At 70.0% G+C, this 17525-nt stretch carries 17 protein-coding genes; 13 read left to right on the top strand and 4 right to left on the bottom strand.

Annotated elements, in window-relative coordinates:
* Both Ato02nite_RS29465 and Ato02nite_RS29460 read right to left on the bottom strand, forming a co-directional pair.
* On the bottom strand, positions 1-388 hold a 388-nt coding region (locus Ato02nite_RS29465; RefSeq protein WP_213009912.1), incomplete at its 3' end, for a phosphotransferase.
* A 35-nt stretch (positions 389-423) separates the two neighbouring features.
* A complete protein-coding gene (locus Ato02nite_RS29460) occupies positions 424-774 on the bottom strand; it encodes a hypothetical protein (protein ID WP_213009911.1) in 351 nt (116 codons plus the stop codon).
* Positions 775-967: 193 nt separating this feature from the next.
* On the opposite strand from Ato02nite_RS29460, the gene Ato02nite_RS29455 reads away from it, so the two are divergent.
* Entirely contained in the window at positions 968-1618 is a 651-nt protein-coding gene (locus tag Ato02nite_RS29455) for an HAD family hydrolase (protein ID WP_213009910.1), read from the top strand.
* 284 nt (positions 1619-1902) lie between these two features.
* On the opposite strand, the gene Ato02nite_RS29450 is transcribed toward Ato02nite_RS29455, so the two are convergent.
* Together Ato02nite_RS29450 and Ato02nite_RS29445 are read right to left on the bottom strand one after the other, a co-directional pair.
* Entirely contained in the window at positions 1903-4230 is a 2328-nt protein-coding gene (locus tag Ato02nite_RS29450) for an FtsX-like permease family protein (RefSeq protein ID WP_213009909.1), read from the bottom strand.
* Positions 4224-4958 carry an ABC transporter ATP-binding protein gene (locus Ato02nite_RS29445; RefSeq protein WP_213009908.1) on the bottom strand — a complete coding sequence of 245 codons (735 nt, stop codon included), beginning with the start codon at positions 4956-4958 and terminating at the stop codon, positions 4224-4226. The genes Ato02nite_RS29450 and Ato02nite_RS29445 overlap by 7 nt, the downstream gene beginning before the upstream one ends.
* Before the next feature lie 121 nt (positions 4959-5079).
* Here Ato02nite_RS29445 and Ato02nite_RS29440 point away from each other — a divergent pair, with 121 nt between their 5' ends.
* The 12 genes from Ato02nite_RS29440 to Ato02nite_RS29385 all read left to right on the top strand — a co-directional run bounded on the left by Ato02nite_RS29440 (position 5080) and on the right by Ato02nite_RS29385 (position 17510).
* Positions 5080-6558, top strand: coding sequence for a sensor histidine kinase (locus Ato02nite_RS29440; protein ID WP_213009907.1), 1479 nt, complete (start codon positions 5080-5082; stop codon positions 6556-6558).
* Positions 6555-7202, top strand: coding sequence for a response regulator (locus tag Ato02nite_RS29435; protein ID WP_213009906.1), 648 nt, complete (start codon positions 6555-6557; stop codon positions 7200-7202). The genes Ato02nite_RS29440 and Ato02nite_RS29435 overlap by 4 nt, the downstream gene beginning before the upstream one ends.
* A gap of 28 nt (positions 7203-7230) precedes the next feature.
* Positions 7231-7797, top strand: a complete 567-nt coding sequence (locus Ato02nite_RS29430; RefSeq protein ID WP_213009905.1) for an HhH-GPD-type base excision DNA repair protein — start codon at positions 7231-7233, stop codon at positions 7795-7797.
* A 230-nt stretch (positions 7798-8027) separates the two neighbouring features.
* The gene (locus Ato02nite_RS29425; RefSeq protein ID WP_213009904.1) at positions 8028-9968 is read left to right on the top strand and encodes a methyl-accepting chemotaxis protein; all 1941 of its coding nucleotides are present in this window, start codon (positions 8028-8030) and stop codon (positions 9966-9968) included.
* 11 nt (positions 9969-9979) lie between these two features.
* Entirely contained in the window at positions 9980-11542 is a 1563-nt protein-coding gene (locus Ato02nite_RS29420; RefSeq protein WP_213009903.1) for a chemotaxis protein CheW, read from the top strand.
* Between the two features lie 15 nt (positions 11543-11557).
* Complete coding sequence (cheB, locus tag Ato02nite_RS29415; protein ID WP_213009902.1) at positions 11558-12595, top strand: chemotaxis-specific protein-glutamate methyltransferase CheB; 1038 nt, start codon at positions 11558-11560, stop codon at positions 12593-12595.
* A gap of 23 nt (positions 12596-12618) precedes the next feature.
* Complete coding sequence (locus Ato02nite_RS53335) at positions 12619-13215, top strand: HEAT repeat domain-containing protein (RefSeq protein WP_246607542.1); 597 nt, start codon at positions 12619-12621, stop codon at positions 13213-13215.
* Complete coding sequence (locus tag Ato02nite_RS29405) at positions 13212-14081, top strand: CheR family methyltransferase (RefSeq protein ID WP_213009901.1); 870 nt, start codon at positions 13212-13214, stop codon at positions 14079-14081. Before Ato02nite_RS53335 ends, Ato02nite_RS29405 begins: the two co-directional genes overlap by 4 nt.
* Positions 14081-14473, top strand: coding sequence for a response regulator (locus tag Ato02nite_RS29400; RefSeq protein WP_213009900.1), 393 nt, complete (start codon positions 14081-14083; stop codon positions 14471-14473). Before Ato02nite_RS29405 ends, Ato02nite_RS29400 begins: the two co-directional genes overlap by 1 nt.
* A 64-nt stretch (positions 14474-14537) precedes the next feature.
* A complete protein-coding gene (locus tag Ato02nite_RS29395) occupies positions 14538-16886 on the top strand; it encodes a chemotaxis protein CheA (RefSeq protein WP_213009899.1) in 2349 nt (782 codons plus the stop codon).
* The gene (locus tag Ato02nite_RS29390; RefSeq protein WP_213009898.1) at positions 16867-17142 is read left to right on the top strand and encodes a hypothetical protein; all 276 of its coding nucleotides are present in this window, start codon (positions 16867-16869) and stop codon (positions 17140-17142) included. The genes Ato02nite_RS29395 and Ato02nite_RS29390 overlap by 20 nt, the downstream gene beginning before the upstream one ends.
* Positions 17139-17510, top strand: coding sequence for a response regulator (locus Ato02nite_RS29385; RefSeq protein WP_213009897.1), 372 nt, complete (start codon positions 17139-17141; stop codon positions 17508-17510). The genes Ato02nite_RS29390 and Ato02nite_RS29385 overlap by 4 nt, the downstream gene beginning before the upstream one ends.
* The last annotated feature ends 15 nt before the right edge of the window (positions 17511-17525 follow it).

Raw genomic sequence — 17525 nt, 5'->3', positions numbered from 1 at the left:
CGCTGCCGCTGCCGCTGCTGCTGTTGCTGCTGCTGCTGCTGCTGCTGCTGCCGCCGCTGCTGCCGCCGCCGCTGCCGCCGCTGCCGCGAGGCGGCAGCTCGTGCAGGCGGCGGAGCAGGTCGGCCAGGATGGCGACCCCGTCCGGAATGGACAGCTCGCCGGCCAGCGCCGCCTGAGCAAGCGTCGGCCCGTCCAGCCGCTCCATAATCAGGTCCGTGCCGTCGGCGGCATAGATCTCGGGCACCGGATACCCGAGTCCGCCGACATAGGCCATGACCTCGGCCTCGTGCCGCACGTCCATCCCGGTGCGGTAGCGCCGCAGAACGCGGTCACCGTCCAACGCAAAGACGTCCGCCTCACGCCCGGCAGCGAACGGTTCGACATCCATCACGGAGCCGACCGTAGCGGACGCCCGCTGCCGGATCAGTCGACCGCGTTGCTGCTGGCGTCGCTCGTGTAGCTGTCGACCGGCGTCTCCAGAGCGCCCGTGGTCGCGTCGCCGGTGGTCGTGTTCGCGACACCCGGCCCCGAGCGCGGACGCGTCCGGAAGCTGTTCGGCCCCGCCGTCCCGCCGGTCGTGGTCATCACCCCGTGCTCCGGGTGCGGCCCGCCGTCCTGAAGCTGGTCGACGTCGGTACCGGCCGCGAGCGTGCTCGACAGCCCGGCGTCGTCGTCGCCCTTCTCCGGCCGGTAGGTGTTCGGCTCGTCGAAGATCCCGGGTCCGTAGTCGCCACCGGCGATCTCCCGCGCGATGCTCTCGTCCGAGTCACTCATCTCGTCTCCTTTCGGACACCGGCGCCTGCCGGTGGGGCCCCGGATTCCCGGGCGTTCACGACGGTTACCCGCTCTCGGCTCGACCCTGGCACTTCTCCGGCGATCCGTACAGTGATCCACGTCGCTGATCGCCCGCCGCGCCGGCCCGTCGGTTGGTCCGGCCGCTGTTGCCCAGGATAGGCATGATGCCCTGGTGCGGAAGGCGATCATCTTTGACTTGGACGGAACGATCCTCGACACCGAGACACCGGAGTTCATCTCCTGGCAGGAGGTGTACGCCGACCATGACGCCATACTCGACCAGGCAGTGTGGGCGCAGGCGATCGGCACCACCGACTCGGGCTTCGACCCGTACACCCACCTGGCTGCCCTCACCGGCCGTGCGGTGGACCGGCCGTCGATCCGCGCGGCCCGGCACGCCCGTTTCGACGATCTGATCGCGGCCGCCGAACCACGCGACGGCATTGTCACCTGGCTCGACGACGCCCGCGACCTCGGCCTGCGGATCGGGCTCGCCTCCAGTTCCGGCGCCGCCTGGGTCACCCGCTTCCTCGACGCGCTCGGCCTGCGCGACCGCTTCGAGGTGCTGGCCACCCGAGAGCGCGTCGCGCACAGCAAACCGGCCCCGGACCTGTACGAACTGGCCCTGAACGAACTCGGCGCACGACCGGACGAGGCCCTCGCGGTCGAGGACTCGCCGAACGGCGTAGCGGCAGCAAAGGCGGCCGGCCTGTTCTGCGTCGCGGTCCCCAACCCACTCACCGTCGACCTGGCGCTGGACGGTGCCGACATCGTGCTGAACTCGCTGGCCGAGCGCCCGCTCCGAGACTTCCTGGACATCTGAGCCGAGCGGCCGCCCGGCGCCGGCGTTCCACCCGCCTAGCTCGTGCCCCCGATCCCTGCCCGAAGCAGGCCGTGGTCACGGCGCCTTCGCTGAGGCAGGCCGTGCTCGCGCTGCCGTGCCTGAGGCAGGTGGTGGTCACTGCGCCCTCCCCGAGGCAGGCCGCGCCCACGGCGCCGTGCCTGAGGCAGGCCGTGCTCAGGGTGCCGTGTCTGAGGCAGGTCGTGGTCATGGGTCCTTCCCTTGCCTGGGCCGAGGTGAGGGCCCCTTCTCGGGGTGGTTCGTGGTCATGATGACTCCCGGGGCGGGTCGATTCGGCGTAGGCCGGCCCGGGCCGGGAGCACGCTCGCAGCCAGGGCAAGGACCAGGCAGACCGCGACCGCGACGGCCGCGGTCGGCCAAGGCACGGTCAAGGGCAATGTCGCGCCCGTCTGGGACCGCAAGCCGGCCGTCGCGCCCCAGACGGCGACGATCGCGGCGCCGCCGCCCAGCACCGCTCCGATGGCGACGACCAGCGCCGACTCTCCGGCGACGGCGAGCAACACCTGACGGGGCGTGGCGCCTGCGAGCCGCAGAAGGCGGTAGTCCGGTGCCCGGCGACCGGTGGCCATGAAGAGTGTGTTGGCCACCGCGAGCGCCCCGTAGCCGACGGACACCCCGATCAGCAGGAGCGTGAAGATCCAGACGAGTCGGTCCTCCTCGGTGCCGACCTCTCGTGCGTAAGTGCCGACATCGACGGCTCGCGCACCGATCACTGCCGCCGGGGACGCCCCGGTGCTCAGCGGAAGCGCCGTGACCAGGGCCGACGGGTCGTGTTCGCGCACGGTCGCCCGGTCGAGCAGGACCTCGGCCGGAACGGTGCCGTCCGTCGCGATCCCGACGACCCGAAGGGATTGCTGGACACCGTCCAGGAAGGTCACCTCGAACGAGTCGCCCAGACCGAGTTGAAGCTGGGCCGCCCGTCCCCTCGTGAGGACCGTCGCGTCCGGCGCGGTGAGCAATCGCGCCTGGTCGGCGGCGATCGGCGCGTCCGGGTCGAGACCGGCGGCGGCGACCACCGTGTCGTTCAGGTAGAGGTTCGTCGGCAGCGGCGCTCCCGCCGCGACCGCGTCGGTCAGCCCGGGAGTGCCATCCGGGATGAGCACCGTACCGGCGTCGGCGGCTTCGGCCCGATGGTTCGCATAGGCCGCCGAGGAGGTCTGCACGTTGCCCGCGATGAAGACGGCGAACGCGACGGTGAGCAGCACCGGCGCCGCCGTGGACGCCGTCCGGCGAGCACCGGTCAGCGCGCTCTCCCGAATCACCGTGCCGATCGGTCCGCGCGCCGGGCGTAGCAGCACCCGCACGATCCACGGGACCGCGGCCGGTGCCAGCACGGTGGCCGCCACGATCAGAGCCATCACGCCGAGGAGCGCGACGGTCGCCAGATCGCTGAGATCGTCGGTGGCGAGCGTGGCGACCCCGGCCGCCACCCCCGCCGCGGCGAACAGCAGGCCCACCACCCAGCGTGCCCGGGTCATCGGCCGGTCTTCCACCGCTGCCTGCCGCAGCGCAGCGAGGGGACCGATCCGTGATGCCCGCCGAGCCGCCACTAAGGAACCGGCGACGGAGATGACCGGCCCGGCCAGGAGACCGGCGAGCAACGGCCACAGGTGCACGCCCACCGAGAACGTCTCCGGCTCGAAACCGGCATCGATCAGCACTCCGCCGATCGTCGGTGCGGTCAGCATGCCGAGCAGGGTGCCGACCAGCCCGGCGATCGCGCCGACGAACACCGCCTCACGCAGCACCGTCCGCCGCACCTGGGCCGGCGTGGCGCCGGTCGCGCGCAGCAGGCCGAACTCCCTGCGCCGCTGATGCACGGTGAGCGCGAACGTCGAGGCGATCACGAAGATGCAGGCGAACGCCGACAGCGCGGTCATGGCCGTCAGCACCTGCATGCCGATCCACCTGGTCCGGGCGTCGGCACGGGGCTCGAGGTCGCCCAGCGCGGAACCGTGCAGAACCGTCGCCTCGGGCACGGCCCGCCGGACCTGGCCCGGGTCGGGGTGCCCGGTGAGGCCGATCAGGCGGACGCCGGGCGCGAAGGCGGAGGCCGTGGCGTCGGAGACGTAGAGCCGCTCGGCGGTGATCAGGCCGGTGACCGTCCACGGTGCCGGGCCGGCCGCAGTCAGCACGGTCACCGTGTCGCCGATCGGGACGCCCCACGCGCGGGGGATCACCATTTCGCGGGCGGCCCCCGCGGGTCGCCCGGCGATCAGCCGATCGGGTGCCAGCGCGGAGCTCGCCCAGCCCTGAGCCTGTCGGGTGGTCGCCGGCCGGCCGGCGAGGACGGGCTGGGCGTAGAAGGACCGGTCGGGGACGGCGGCGGTGACACCCGGCAGCGCGGCGAGCCGTGCGGCCATCGCGGTCGCCTCGGCGGACGACCAGGGCCGGACCTCGGGAAACGGGTCGGCAGGCGTAGTCACGCCGGGACCTCGGGCGGCCACGGCGACGGCGTCGAAACGCTCCGGCACCCGCGGTTTCGCCGATGCGAGCAGTGAAAGCGTGAGGGTCACGACCGCCGTACCGAAAAGGACCGCGACGAATGCTCCCAGCCGGTCTCGCGTCAGCATGTCGCCTCCACCGCCGCCATCCGGGTCGCGATCGACGCCGCCGACGCGGCCTCGAGCCGGTCGATCAGGCGGCCGTCGGCCAGTAGAAGCACCTGGTCGGCGACCGCGGCGGCGACCGGATCGTGGGTGACCATGACCACCGTCTGCCCCTGCTCGTCGACCAGCTCGCGGAGCAGGGCGAGGACCTGGCGTGAGGTCTGCCCGTCCAGCGCGCCGGTGGGCTCGTCGGCGAACAACACGGCCGGGCGGGTGAACAGGGCACGGGCGATCGCGACCCGCTGCTGCTGCCCACCGGAGAGCTCGACCGGGCGGTGCCGTGCGCGGTCGGTGAGACCCACCCGGGCCAGGGCCGCGGTCAGCTCGGCCTCGTCGACGCGGCGCCCGCCCAGGCGCGCGGGGAGGGCCACATTTTGGGCGGCGGTGAGCGAGGAGATCAGGTTGAACGCCTGGAAGACGAAGCCCACCCGCTCCCGGCGCAGCACGGTCAGACCGGTCTCGTCGAGATCGCTCAGCCGGACGCCGTCGAGCACGACCTCGCCGGAGGTCGGCCGCTCGAGGCCGGCCGCGCAATGCAGCAGCGTGGACTTGCCCGAACCGGACGGTCCCATGACAGCGGTGAACGTGCCGGCCGGTAGATCTGCGGTGACGCCATCGAGAGCGGTCACCGGGTCGGGCCCGGCGCGGAACTCCATGCGCAGCTCATGGAGCGAGACCATCGGTGTTGTCATGGGTGTCGACGATTCCCGGCGCGGGGCCGGGTGTCGTCAGACCGTGGTCCATAGTTGCGAGCTCCGAACTTCAGACCGTGGTCTGACGCGCCGCCGCTCATCCCTCATTACTGTCTCGGGCATGACCGCTGCCGCGCCCTCCGTGCTCCTCCGGGGACTCAGTCGTGGCCAGCTGATCGCATCCGACGCCCTGCTGGCCGTGGCAGTCGCGTTCCTCGGGTTTCTCGCGGCGATCGAGCCACCGGTGGCATCGCGTCCAGGCTGGCACGAGCCGGCCTGGGTGTCTGTCCTGATCGGTCTGTCACTGGCGGTCCCGGTCGCCGTGCGGCGGCTTCGCCCGGCGGCCGCCGCGTGGCTGGCGTTCGCATTGTCCGCGGCGGTCACGACCACCGGCTTGATTCCGGACTACGCCGGGGTTGCACCGGTGGTCATGCTCGGCCTCGCCTTCTACACGGTCGGCATCGAGCTCGATCGGCGCCGATCGGTGCGGATCGTCGTCATCGGCCTGCTCACGGTCGCGGCGGCGTTCGGGTGGGCGGCCCGGCAGCCGTTCGAGGTGTTGCTCGTGACCTGGGTGCTCGGCGCCTGCTGGGTGATCGGTCGCACCCTCCGGGAGCGGCGGGCCTATGCGGCGCGCTCCGCCGCGCAGGCCACCGAGCTGGCCTTGGGTGAGGAACGGCTGCGCATCGCCCGAGACCTGCACGACATCGTCGCGCACAGCATGAGCGTGATCGCGGTCCGGGCCACCGTGGCCGACCACATAGCCGACGCCAACCCACAACAGATGCGCGAATCTCTGCAGGTCATCGCCGAGACCAGCCGAGGCGCACTGGCCGACCTGCGCCGAGCGCTGGCCGCACTGCGCGCCGAGGCGGTCGTGGTCCCGTCCCCCGGCCTCGCCGACCTCGAAGGGCTGGCCGCAGCCGCCCGCACTGCGGGCCTGGCGGTCGAACTAACGGTGCGCGAGGAGCGCGCGGTGCCCGATGCGGCCGCGGTGCCCGATGCGGCCGCGGTGCCCGATGCGGCCGCGGTGCCCCAGGCTGCGGGGTCGCCCAAGACTGCTGCGGTGGGCGAAGTCGGGTTGCCCCAGGCTGCTGGGATGTCTGAAGTGGGGATATCCGAGGCTGCCGGGACGCCCGAGGCTGCTGGGGTGCATGAGGCTGCCGGATTGTCCGAAGCCGCTGGAGGGCTGGGGGCTGCCGCCGTGCCTGAGGTCGCTGTGGTGCCTGGGGCTGCTGTGGTGCCTGAGGGGGTCGGCCTCGCGGTCTTCCGGGTCGTTCAGGAGGCGCTTACCAACGTGCTCAAACACGCCCGGGCCACTGTGTGCCGCATCGAGATAGGCGTCGGCCCGGACGCGATCCACATCGAAGTGACGGACAACGGGGCGGGCCCGGCGGCTGCCGCAGGCGGCGCTCATGCGGCGGGTAAGGCACGAGTGCGGGGCGCGGAAGCCGGCGGCGGCGTGGGCCAGGGATACGGGCTGGGGCAGGGGCTGGTCGGTATGCGGGAGCGGGCCATGCTGTTCGGTGGGGAGTTCGATGCGGGACCGGGAGATGCGGGTGGCTGGAGGGTGGCTGTGACTCTTCGGTATGGGGCATGAGCGACGTCCGGGTTGCGCTTGCTGATGATCAGGCGCTGCTGCGGGTCAGCTTTCGGATGCTGATCGAGCACACGCCGGGGCTCACCTGCGTCGGGGAGGCGGGAACCGGGACGGAAGCGGTTGCGGTTGCTCGGCGGGAGCGGCCCGATGTCGTGCTGATGGATGTTCGGATGCCGGAGATGAGTGGCATCGAGGCTACGCGGGAGATTTGCCAGGGTGGTGCCGGACTGCCGACCAGGGTGATCGTGCTGACGACGTTCGACCTGGACGAATACGTGTTCGGGGCGATTCGGGCGGGGGCCAGCGGCTTTCTGCTCAAGGAGGTGATGCCGGACGAGTTGATTCGGGCGATCAAGGTGGTAGCAGCCGGCGAAGCCCTGTTGACCCCGGGTGCGACGCGGCGGCTGATCTCCGCCTACGTCGAGCAACCCGAGCGGCGGGTCGGCCCACTGCCGGAGATGACGCTTCGCGAGCGCGAGGTGCTGGAGCAGGTGGCGCGTGGTCGTTCGAACGAGGAGATCGCCGCCGAGCTGCACGTCAGCATGGGCACGGTCAAGACCTACGTCGGCCGTCTTCTCGCCAAGCTCGGCGCGCGCGATCGGGCTCAGCTCGTGGTGATCGCGTACGAGACCGGCTTTCGATGACGGGGTGGGTTAGCGGCAAGATAGGGGCATGACGCTCAGCCTGCCGATCGACGCCGAGGCCAACAAGCTTCTCTCCGCCGACCCACTGGCGCTGCTCATCGGCATGGTGCTTGACCAGCAGATTCCGCTGGAGAAGGCGTTTACCTCGCCCTGGGTGCTCGCTCAGCGGCTCGGGCATGCGCCCACCGCCGTCGAGCTTGCCGAGTTCGATCCTGAGGCGCTCGTGACGATCTTTGCCACGCCGCCGGCGTTGCACCGGTTCCCGAAGGCGATGGCGGCCCGGGTTCAGGAAGTGTGCCGGGGGCTCGTCGAGGATTACGACGGCGAGGCCGTCAACCTCTGGACGGGTGTGGCGGACGGTAAGGAATTGCTCAAGCGGGTGGCCTCGTTGCCGGGCTTCGGCAAGCAGAAGTCGCAGATCTTTGTCGCCCTGCTCGGTAAGCAGTACGGGGTGCAGCCGGACGGCTGGCGGGAGGCGGCGGGTGGCTATGGCGAGGCCGGCTCGTACAAGTCCGTGGCCGATATCGTCGACGCCGAGTCGCTGGGCAAGGTGCGTGCCTACAAAAAGGAGATGAAGGCGGCCGCCAAGGCGTAGCACTCGATTCAAGGTGGTGCATTTCGGCTCGCCAGCGCTTCGGTCGATGCCAGGCTTTCTGGGTAGGCGGGGGAAGCCTAGTGACACCGTGAAGGGTGGACGAGCGCACGGCGACCGGCCGGTGCTACGACAACGCTGGGCCATGGATGGCAGTGCGATCCCCGAGGACTCCGGTGAATCCGGTCGCGCTTCGCGCGGTCGGGCACCGCCAACCAAGGGAGCCATCTCCCATGCCCTTGACCACGAGCACCTCGAACGGTCGAGCCGACCACGCGCGGTCGGTCCGGCCCACCTCGGCACCGGTGTCGACGCGGCCGCCGCGCGGCGGGGATACCGAAGCCAATCGACGGCAGGCGCGGTCGGTTGCCAAACAGCAGCAGGCCGCCGAACGGATCGCCTCCGCCACCGCCGAGATTTCCGCGCAGAACGCGGAGGCGGCCGAGGCTTCCCGCCAGCTGACCGAATCGATGCAGCAGATCTCGGCGGGCGCCGAGGAAGCCTCCGGCGCCACCCAGCAGAGCCTGGCCGCGATGAACCAGGTGGAAGAGCGGGTCGACCGGCAGGACCAGACCACCCGCCAGGTCGCCGATCTCAGCCAGGCCCTGCAGAACCTGCTCAACGAGACCCGCAGCGGCATCAGTGGCCTGCTCGCCAACGTTGAGGGGGCGTCGAATCGGCAGACCGAATCCGTCGTCACCATCACCGAGCTGGAGAAGCAGGCCGATGAAATCGGCGAGATCGTCAAGACGGTCGCGCATATCGCCGACCAGACGAACCTGCTCGCCCTGAACGCGGCGATCGAGGCGGCCCGCGCTCGCCAGCACGGCAAGGGGTTCGCCGTGGTCGCCGACGAGGTTCGCACCCTGGCCGAGACCAGTGAACGTAGCGCCCGGCAGATCCGCGACCTGATCGACGAGGTGCGCGCCAGCGTCACCACGATCGCCTCGGGTGTGCAGTCGTCGGCCGAGACGTCGCGTGGCGAGGTCGAGAAGGGCAAGACGATCATCGGCCAGCTGGAGACGATTCGGGCGGACATGGGCTCGATCATGGATGGCGCCATCGAGATGGCGGGCGCCGCCGAGCAGTCGAAGAAGGCGACGGCGACGGCGAAGACCCGGTCCGAGGAGATCGCCGCGGCGGCCGAGCAGCAGTCGGCGGCCTGCGAGCAGTCGCTGCAGACGGTCAATCAGCAGACTCAGGCGTTGCGGCAGAGTGAGCAGGCGGCGGAGGCCCTCTCGGAGATTTCCGAGACTCTGCGCAACAGCACCGATATCGCGAAGAGCGCGGAGGACGTGGCGAGCGCTGCCGAGGAGCTGTCCGCCGCGGTCGAGGAGATCAACCGGGCGGCGGGGCAGATCAACACGGCGATCAACGAGATCAACGCGGGGGCGCGGACGGCCGCGGAGAAGGGCCAGCAGACCGCCGAGGTGGTCGTCCGGATCGAGCAGGGTGCCCAGCTGTCGGAGGCCCGGGGCGGCGCGGCCGTGGAACGGGCCGACCAGATCCTCTCGCTGCTCGCCACGAACAAGGACGCGGTCGACTCGATGATCAAGGCGATCGGTCAGGCGGCCCAGGAGGGCATCGAGAACGTCCGCAAGGTCTCCGAGCTGGAGCAGATCTCGCGGCGGATCGACAAGATCGTGGACGCGATCGCGAACGTCTCGATCCAGACGAACATGCTGGCCGTGAACGGTTCGGTCGAGTCGGCCCGGGCCGGTGAGTTCGGCAAGGGCTTCGCCGTTGTGTCGACCGACATCCGCAACCTGGCCCGTGACTCGGCCGAGAACGCCGACCGGATCAAGGACCTGGTCAAGTCGGTGCAGGACCGGATCGTGCAAGTGCGTGGAGACCTCGAGGAGACCAGCCGGCAGGCGCTCGCCGAGGTGGAAGCGGCCAAGGCCACCACCGCCCGGCTCGAGGAGATCGAGCGGGACATGCAGCAGGTCCGGTCCGGCAACGATGAGGTACGCGAATCGGCGTTGCAGATCGCTTCGGTGCTGGGCGAGGTCAAGACGGGCCTCGAGCAGATCTCCACCTCCGCCAACGAGGCCGAGCAGTTGGCCGGTCAGGCGTCCACCGCCGCCCGCGAGCAGGCGCAGGGTGCCGAGGACCTCGCCGCCGCCGTCGAGGAGATCGCGGCGCTCGCCGACGAGCTCCAGAACGCTGCCTGAGGGGGCCGCAGATGAGCATCGACGATGAGCTGGGCGTCGACGACGACACCGACGACGACAACGCCGATTACGTCACCTTCGACATGACGGGGGAGCGGTACGCGTTCCCGATGAGCCGCGTCCAGGAGATCATCCGGATGCCGTCGGTGGTGAAGGTGCCGCTCGGCCCGCCGTCGCTGGAGGGTCTGGCTAATCTGCGCGGGCGGGTGCTGCCGGTGGTGAGCCTGCGGACCTGCTGTGACATGCCGGGTGCCGAGCATGACGAGACAACCCGGGTGATCGTGGTGGACGGCGGTGTGCCGCTCGGTTTCGTGGTGGACCGGGTGGCCAGCGTGATCAGCATCGACCCGGCCGCGATGGAGTCCGCCGACTCGGTGCAGTCCACGGTCAACTCGGATGTGCTGATCGGCGTGATCAAGACCGATGGCAGCAGCATGACCAGCGTGCTCGACGTGGACCGCCTCGTCGGCGGCCAGTTCGATGGGCTCGCGGCCCGGGCCGCGAGCCGCGACCTCGCCGGGGCGGGACGGGCGGTACCGCAGGCGGACGAGGACGACGCGGAGAGTGACGACACTCTCGAGCTGGTCAGCTTCGCCGTCGAGGGGCAGGAGTACGCGCTGCCGATCGACCAGGTGCAGGAGATCGTGCAGGCGCCGGAGTCGGTGAGCCACGTACCGAATGCCGGCAGCCGCGTCCTCGGTGTGATCGACCTGCGCGGCCGCCTGCTTCCGGTGGTGAGCATGCGCCGGGTGTTCGGCCTGCCGATGACGGACCTCGAACCGCAGAACCGGATCGTGGTGGTTTCGCTGCCGGGCAACGGTGTGGTCGGCGTCGTCATGGACACCGTCCGCGAGGTGCTGCGTGTCCCGCACCAGTTGGTTGCGCCGCTGCCGTCGTTCGTGGCCGGTGACGGCCGTAAGAGCGAGGTCGAGTCGGTGTGCCGGCTCGAGGACGGCAAGCGGCTCGTATCGGTGCTGAGCGTCAATCGGATGTTCGACTCGCCCGAAGTACGCAACGAGATCGCTGAGCATCAGAGCCGGGGGGAGACCGCGGAGATGGCCGAGGACCAGCGGGCCGCCGACGACGGCCGGGGAGACGAGGAACTGTTCGTCGTGTTCCGGCTGGACGAGGAGGAGTACGCCGTCGACGTCGACGCCGTACAGGAAATCATCCGGGTGCCGGACGCACTGATCCGCGTGCCCAAGTCGTACGACTTCGTCGAGGGCCTGGTCAACCTGCGGGGCACCGTGTTGCCGGTGGTCGACCTGCGTACCCGTCTGGGGCTGGTGCGCACCGAACGCGATGAGCGTCAGCGCATCGTGGTTCTGATCATCGGAGGCGTGCGTACCGGTTTCATCGTGGACTCGGTGGCCGAGGTGGCCCGGGTCGGCCGGCACGTGCTGGAACCGGCCCCGGAACTGTCGGCGGAGCAGGCTCGGCTGGTGTCGCGGGTGGCGAACCTGCCGGAGCAGAAGCGCATGCTGCTGCTGGTGCAGGTGGATCAGTTGCTGGCCGCCGAGCAGGCCCAGAAGCTGGAGGAAGTCGTCGCCGATGAAGCCCTGGCGGCGGTCTGAAGAGCGGTCGGAAAAGTGGCAACCTCCGTTCTGGTGGTCGACGACTCGGCGCTGATGCGCCGGGCGATCAAAGCGATGTTGACGGAAGCCGGCGAGTTCGAGGTGCACACCGCCCGCAACGGGGTGGACGCGCTCGATCAACTGGGCCGGGTCCGCCCCGACGTGATCACGCTGGATGTGAACATGCCGGAGATGGACGGCCTCTCCTGCCTCGCGCAGATCATGGCGCAGCAACCGACGCCGGTGGTCATGGTGTCGTCGTTGACCGAGCGCAACGCCCTGGTCACTCTGGAGGCGCTCGAGCTGGGTGCGGTCGATTACGTGCCCAAGCCGGGCGGCACGGTCTCGCTCAACATCGACGAGGTGGCCGGCGAACTGGTCACCAAGGTCCGTGCGGCCACTTCCGCGCGGTTGGGGCGGAAGCCTTCGGGGGGTACGCCGAAAGCACCGCCGCCGATCCACGACATAGCGCCCCCCGGCGCGGTGGACCTTGTCCTGATCGGCTCGTCGACCGGTGGTCCGCATCTGCTCGCCGAGCTGTTGCCGCGGCTGCCGGCCAGTCTCGGTGCGCCGGTCGTGGTGGCCCAGCACATCCCGGCGTCGTTCACCGCTCCGTTGGCCCGCCGGCTCGACGATCTCTGCGCGCTGCGGGTGCACGAGGTCGACCGGATCATGACGGTCCGGCGGGGAAACATCTACCTGGGTCGCGGCAGCGCCGACGTGGTGGTGGCCCGGCGCACGGACAGCCTGATCGTGAAGAGTGTGCCGGCCAGCCGGGACTACCACTGGCATCCGAGCGTGGACCGGCTGGTGGCCACGGCCCGCCGGCACTGCGATCCGGCCCGGCTGGTCTGCGCGCTGCTGACCGGGATGGGTGACGACGGCGCCGCGGAGATGGCCGAGGTGCACGCGGCCGGGGGTCGCACCATCGCCGAGGCCGAGGAAACCGCGGTGGTGTGGGGAATGCCGGGCGAGTTGGCCCGGCGTGGCGGAGCGAGCGCGGTGTTGCCGTCGTACGCCATCGCCGACCGGCTGGCCGACTGGGTCCGCTGAGCGAGCATAGGAGAGGAGAAGCCGTGGGACTCGTCCGCCGTAAGGCAGAGCCGGAGCAGCAACCGCAGGCCGTCTCGTCCGACGACCTGATGCGGCAGCTCGACGACCCGGACCCGGAGGTGCGCCGGGTGGCGGCGCTCGGCCTGGACGGGGTGGCCGAGGCGGTGGATGCCCTGCTCGACCGGGTCGCGGCCGAGGACGCACCGACGGTACGGGACGCGATGCTCACCACTCTGGCCGCGCACGACACCGACCGGGTCGCCGCGGGTCTGGCGGTGCATCTGGCCAGCGACGACGCGGAGCTGCGCACGGCTGCGGCGGAGGCACTGTCGAGCATGCCGATCTCGGTGCCGGCGCTTGTTCCTCGTCTTCTCGAGGACCCCGACCACGACGTACGCGTGATGACCGCGATGGTGCTCGCCGACCTGCCGCACCCGGAGTCACTCACCTGGCTCGCCGTGATGATCAAGGACGACCCGCACCCCAACGTGGTGGCCTCCGCCATCGACGCGCTGCTTCCGTCGCTCGGGCCGGAGCACACCGAGCTGCTGGAGCGGGCGGTGCGCCGCTTTCCGGACGACCCGTTCCTCCGGTTCACCGTCGAGGCGGCGCTGCGATGACCTCGGCCGCTACCGGCACCGGCCTTACCCGGGCCGACTTCGAGAAGTTCCGGGAGTACTTCTACAAACGGACCGGCATCCAGTTCTCCGAGTCGAAGCGGTACTTCGTCGACAAGCGGATCGACAACTGCGTGCGCTCGTCGGGGTTCGACACGTTCGCGGGCTGGTTCGGGGCACTTCGCCTGAACGACCGGCCCGAGCTGCTGCAGGAGCTGATCAACCAGCTGACCGTCAACGAGACGTATTTCCTGCGCGAGGACTACCAGTTCGACGCGCTGCTCAACGCGGTACTGCCCCAGGTGCTGACGGCCCGGGGCGGGACGGGCCGCATCGTCGGGCCGGTGAAGATCCTCTCGCTGCCCTGTTCGACCGGCGAGGAGCCGTACTCGATAGCGCTGCGCCTGTTGGAGGAGTGGCCGCACATCGACACGGTGGACGTGGAGATCCACGGCGCGGACATCGACAGCGAGGTGCTGGCCCGCGCGGGGCACGCCAGTTATGGCGAGCGGTCATTGCAACGGGTGCCGAAACCGTGGGTGGCGAAGTACTTCACCTCGGTCGGCGCCGGGCGCTACCAGCTGGACGACGGCATCCGCGGCGCGGTCACCCTGCATCAGATCAACGTCTGCGACACCGCGGCCATGCGGGCCTTCCGCGACTTCGACGTGGTGTTCTGCCGCAACGTGCTCATCTACTTCGACGAGCTGTCCAGCCGGCGGGCGGCCGAGAACCTGTACGGCGCGATGCGGCCCGGCGGATACCTGTTCCTCGGCCATTCCGAGTCGATGAGCCGGATCTCCCCGATCTTCACACCGACCCGCCTGCCGGAGGGCATCGTCTACCAACGACCGACCGGAGCGAAGTGATGACCCAGACCCAGCGGAAGGCGCTCGTCGTGGACGACGCCGCCACGGTGCGGATGTACCACACCACCCTGTTGGGCGACGCCGGCTTCGAAGTGCAGGAGGCGGCGAACGGCCTGGAGGCGGTCGAGGCCGCCCTCGCCACCGGCTTCGACCTGTTCGTGGTGGACGTGAACATGCCCAAGATGAACGGCTACACCTGCGTGGAGACGTTGCGTTCGGAGACGGTCGGCACACCCGCGCCGGTTGTCATGATCAGCACCGAGGACCGGCCCGGCGACGCCGACCGGGCGTACGCCGCCGGTGCCAACCTCTACCTGGTCAAGCCGGTCGCTCCCGAGCGTCTGGTGCGTATCGCCCGGCTGCTCACGTCCGGACCGGGGGTGGCGGCATGACCGAGCGAAGCGAGCGTCATGATCGCGTTCTTGGTCTTCCGCTCTTTCCTCAAGGTAGGGCCGCATGAACCCGCTGCTCGCTCAGTTCCTGGCCGAGGCGGCCGACCTCCTGACCCAGGTCGACGAGGGTCTGTTGCAGCTGGAGCGCACCCCCGGCGACCCGGAGATGGTCAACGAGGTGTTCCGTGCCGCGCACACGTTCAAGGGTTCGTCCGGGCTGTTCGACTTCCCGGAGCTGACCAGGCTCACCCACGCGGCGGAGGACCTGCTCGACGCGGTCCGGGCCGGCGCGTTGCCGCTGGACTCGGGGATGACCGATGACCTGCTCGCCGCGTTCGACCTGATTCGCGGCTGGCTCGCGCACGTCACCAGCAACGAGTGCCTGCCCGCGACGGCCGGGGCCGACGCGGCCGCCCTGATCACCCGGCTGCGGGCGCCGATCGGTGGCGAGAAGGTCAAGGTCGAGACGACGGTGGCGGTGGCGCGGCGGGATTCGGCTCCCGCCTGGCTTGCCTACTTCGACGAGGAGTGGCTCGCCGAGACCGCGGCCTGGCTGCGCACCACGTCGGCGCAGATGCGGTTCATCCGGTATGTCCCGGACTCCGGATGCTTCTTCCGCGCGGAGGACCCACTGCACCTGATCCGGCAGGTGCCGGCCCTGGAACGGCTCGGCCTGATCGAGCCGGTGGAGTGGCCCGAGGCGGCGGACTACGACGAGTACGCCTGCATGGTCGCCTTCGTCTTCGCGGCCCGCGCGGCGGTCGGCGAGATCGACTACCTGTTCCGCTACGTCAGCGACCAGATCGAGGTCGTCGACCTCGACGGCGACACGATCCAGCGCTATCTGTCCGGCGAGGCCGAAGCGGACGCGGCAGCCCCGTCCGAAGCGGACGAGCCCGGCACGGTGGACACCGTGCGGAGTTCGCCGTCCGAGCCCGAACTGGTCGCCGATGCGCGGGCGATCCTCACCGCGGCTCTGCGATCCCTGGCGATCAATCCCACCGGGCACGTTCATCTGGTCTCGGTCGCCAACGCCATCACCGCCGCCGCACACGCTCTCGGCGACCCGGTGGAGATCCGCGAGCCCGACGTGGTCGCCCTCACCGCGACCGTCACGCGGCTGCTCGGCGACACACCGCCGCCCGAGGACGCGGTGTCCACCGCCCCGATCGAACCGATCCCGGTGGACCGGGGGCGGGCCGACGACCCCGGCGGCCAGGTCGGCAGCCGGATCCTCAAGGTCGACCAGGAGAAGGTCGATCACCTGATGGAACTGGTCGGGGAGCTCAACGTGGCCAAGAACGGCCTCACCTTCCTGGCTCAGGCGGCCGAGGAGGAGTTCGGCAGCCGGGCGCTCTCCCGCCGGATCAAGGATCAGTACTCCGGCCTGCACCGCATCGCCGAGGAGTTGCAGGCCTCGGTGATGGACATCCGGATGCTGCCGCTGTCGGTGGCGTTCTCCCGCTTCCCGCGCCTGGTCCGAGACCTGAGCCGGCGGCTCGGCAAGAACATCGAGCTGGTCCTCACCGGCGAGGACACGATGGCCGACAAGGACGTCATCGAGGCGCTCGGCGACCCGCTGGTGCACCTCGTGCGTAACAGCCTGGACCACGGGGTGGAGACGGTCGACGAGCGGCTGGCGACGGGCAAGCCGGGCACCGCGCGGATCACCCTCGCGGCGGTGGCCGACGGCGATGCGGTGGTCGTGGAGATCTCCGACGACGGGCGCGGCGTCGATCCGACGAGGGTGCGGCGGAAGGCGTACGAGAAAGGTTTGATCTCGGAGGAGGAACTCGAGACCCTGAGTGACTCGGATGCCGTTGATCTTGTCTTCCGGCCGGGGTTCTCCACCGCCGAGCAGATCTCCGACCTGTCCGGCCGGGGCGTCGGGATGGACGCCGTCCGGGCCAGCGTGGAGAAGCTCGGTGGAGCTGTCACCATGCGCTCCGAGCTGGGCAGCGGCACCACGGTCCGGCTGCGCCTGCCGCTGTCGATGGCGGTCACCCAGGTGATGGTGTTCAGCGTGGCCGGGCAACGCTTCGGCATCCCGGTCGACCTGGTGGTGGAGACGGTCCGGGTGCCGGCGGCCGAGATGAGCCGGGTTCTGCACCAGGACGTGGTGGTGCTGCGGGGCGAGGTGGTTCCGGTCCTGGACCTGGCCCGGGCTCTGGACATGCCGTGGACGCCGGATCAGACGCAGGACCGCGCGATCCTCATCGTCGGTGTGAACGGGCAACGGGTGGGGCTGCTGGTGGAGCAGTTCCACCGGGAGGTCGACGTGATTCTCAAACCGATGGAGGGACTGCTCGCCTACGCGAACGAGTTCTCCGGCACCGCGTTGCTCGGCGACGGCCTGGTGCTGCTGGTTCTGAACATGAAGGAGGTGCTCGGCCTTGCCGCTCGAGTTGGGTGACACCACGGCCACGCTGACCGGAGTGGTGACCGTCGACGAGGTGGAGGAGTTGGCCGCCTGGTTGCAGGCGACCGCGAAGCCCCGGGTCAACCTCCGAAAGTGCAACCATCTGCATACCGGCGCACTCCAAGCAATGCTGCGTTTCCGACCGAAGGTAAGTGCGGCACCGACCGACGCCTTTCTGGCCGGGCAGGTGCTGCCGTTACTCGAGGGGAGTGGCGGCGAGCCGACCCGACAAGGAAGCGAACCTCCATGACCACCGTGATGCTCGTCGACGACTCCGCCACCATGCTCATGAGCCTGAAGTCCATCCTGACCAAGGCCGGTTACTCCGTGGAGACCGCAGAGCACGGCAAGCAGGCGCTCGACAAACTCGGTAAGGGCGTCAAGCCCAACCTGATCATCAGCGACGTCAACATGCCGCAGATGGACGGGATCACGTTTGTCCGGGAGGCCCGGAAGGCCCCCGGAATGCGTTTCACCCCGATGCTCATGCTGACCACCGAGTCGGAGCAGACCAAGCGCACCGAGGCCAAGTCGGCCGGCGCCACCGGATGGCTGGTCAAGCCGGTCTCCCCGGATCAGCTCCTCGGAGTGATCAAGCAGGTCCTCCCCGGCGCCTGACGGTGCCGCAGTCGC

The sequence above is a fragment of the Paractinoplanes toevensis genome, from assembly GCF_018332695.1.
Taxonomy (GTDB): Bacteria; Actinomycetota; Actinomycetes; order Mycobacteriales; family Micromonosporaceae; genus Actinoplanes; species Actinoplanes toevensis.
Note: the sequence above shows the minus strand (reverse complement) of the source record. Positions and strands in the feature narration are given on the sequence as shown.

Bases quoted from the DNA above. Each gene is read 5' to 3' on its own strand.
- Ato02nite_RS29435 (WP_213009906.1), top strand. From the start codon at position 6,555: ATGAGCGACGTCCGGGTTGCGCTTGCTGATGATCAGGCGCTGCTGCGG.
- Ato02nite_RS29450 (WP_213009909.1), bottom strand. From the start codon at position 4,230: ATGCTGACGCGAGACCGGCTGGGAGCATTCGTCGCGGTCCTTTTCGGT.
- Ato02nite_RS29420 (WP_213009903.1), top strand. From the start codon at position 9,980: ATGAGCATCGACGATGAGCTGGGCGTCGACGACGACACCGACGACGAC.
- Ato02nite_RS29440 (WP_213009907.1), top strand. From the start codon at position 5,080: ATGACCGCTGCCGCGCCCTCCGTGCTCCTCCGGGGACTCAGTCGTGGC.
- Ato02nite_RS29400 (WP_213009900.1), top strand. From the start codon at position 14,081: ATGACCCAGACCCAGCGGAAGGCGCTCGTCGTGGACGACGCCGCCACG.
- Ato02nite_RS29430 (WP_213009905.1), top strand. From the start codon at position 7,231: ATGACGCTCAGCCTGCCGATCGACGCCGAGGCCAACAAGCTTCTCTCC.
- Ato02nite_RS29460 (WP_213009911.1), bottom strand. From the start codon at position 774: ATGAGTGACTCGGACGAGAGCATCGCGCGGGAGATCGCCGGTGGCGAC.
- Ato02nite_RS29425 (WP_213009904.1), top strand. From the start codon at position 8,028: ATGCCCTTGACCACGAGCACCTCGAACGGTCGAGCCGACCACGCGCGG.
- Ato02nite_RS29405 (WP_213009901.1), top strand. From the start codon at position 13,212: ATGACCTCGGCCGCTACCGGCACCGGCCTTACCCGGGCCGACTTCGAG.
- Ato02nite_RS29385 (WP_213009897.1), top strand. From the start codon at position 17,139: ATGACCACCGTGATGCTCGTCGACGACTCCGCCACCATGCTCATGAGC.
- Ato02nite_RS29445 (WP_213009908.1), bottom strand. From the start codon at position 4,958: ATGACAACACCGATGGTCTCGCTCCATGAGCTGCGCATGGAGTTCCGC.
- Ato02nite_RS29395 (WP_213009899.1), top strand. From the start codon at position 14,538: ATGAACCCGCTGCTCGCTCAGTTCCTGGCCGAGGCGGCCGACCTCCTG.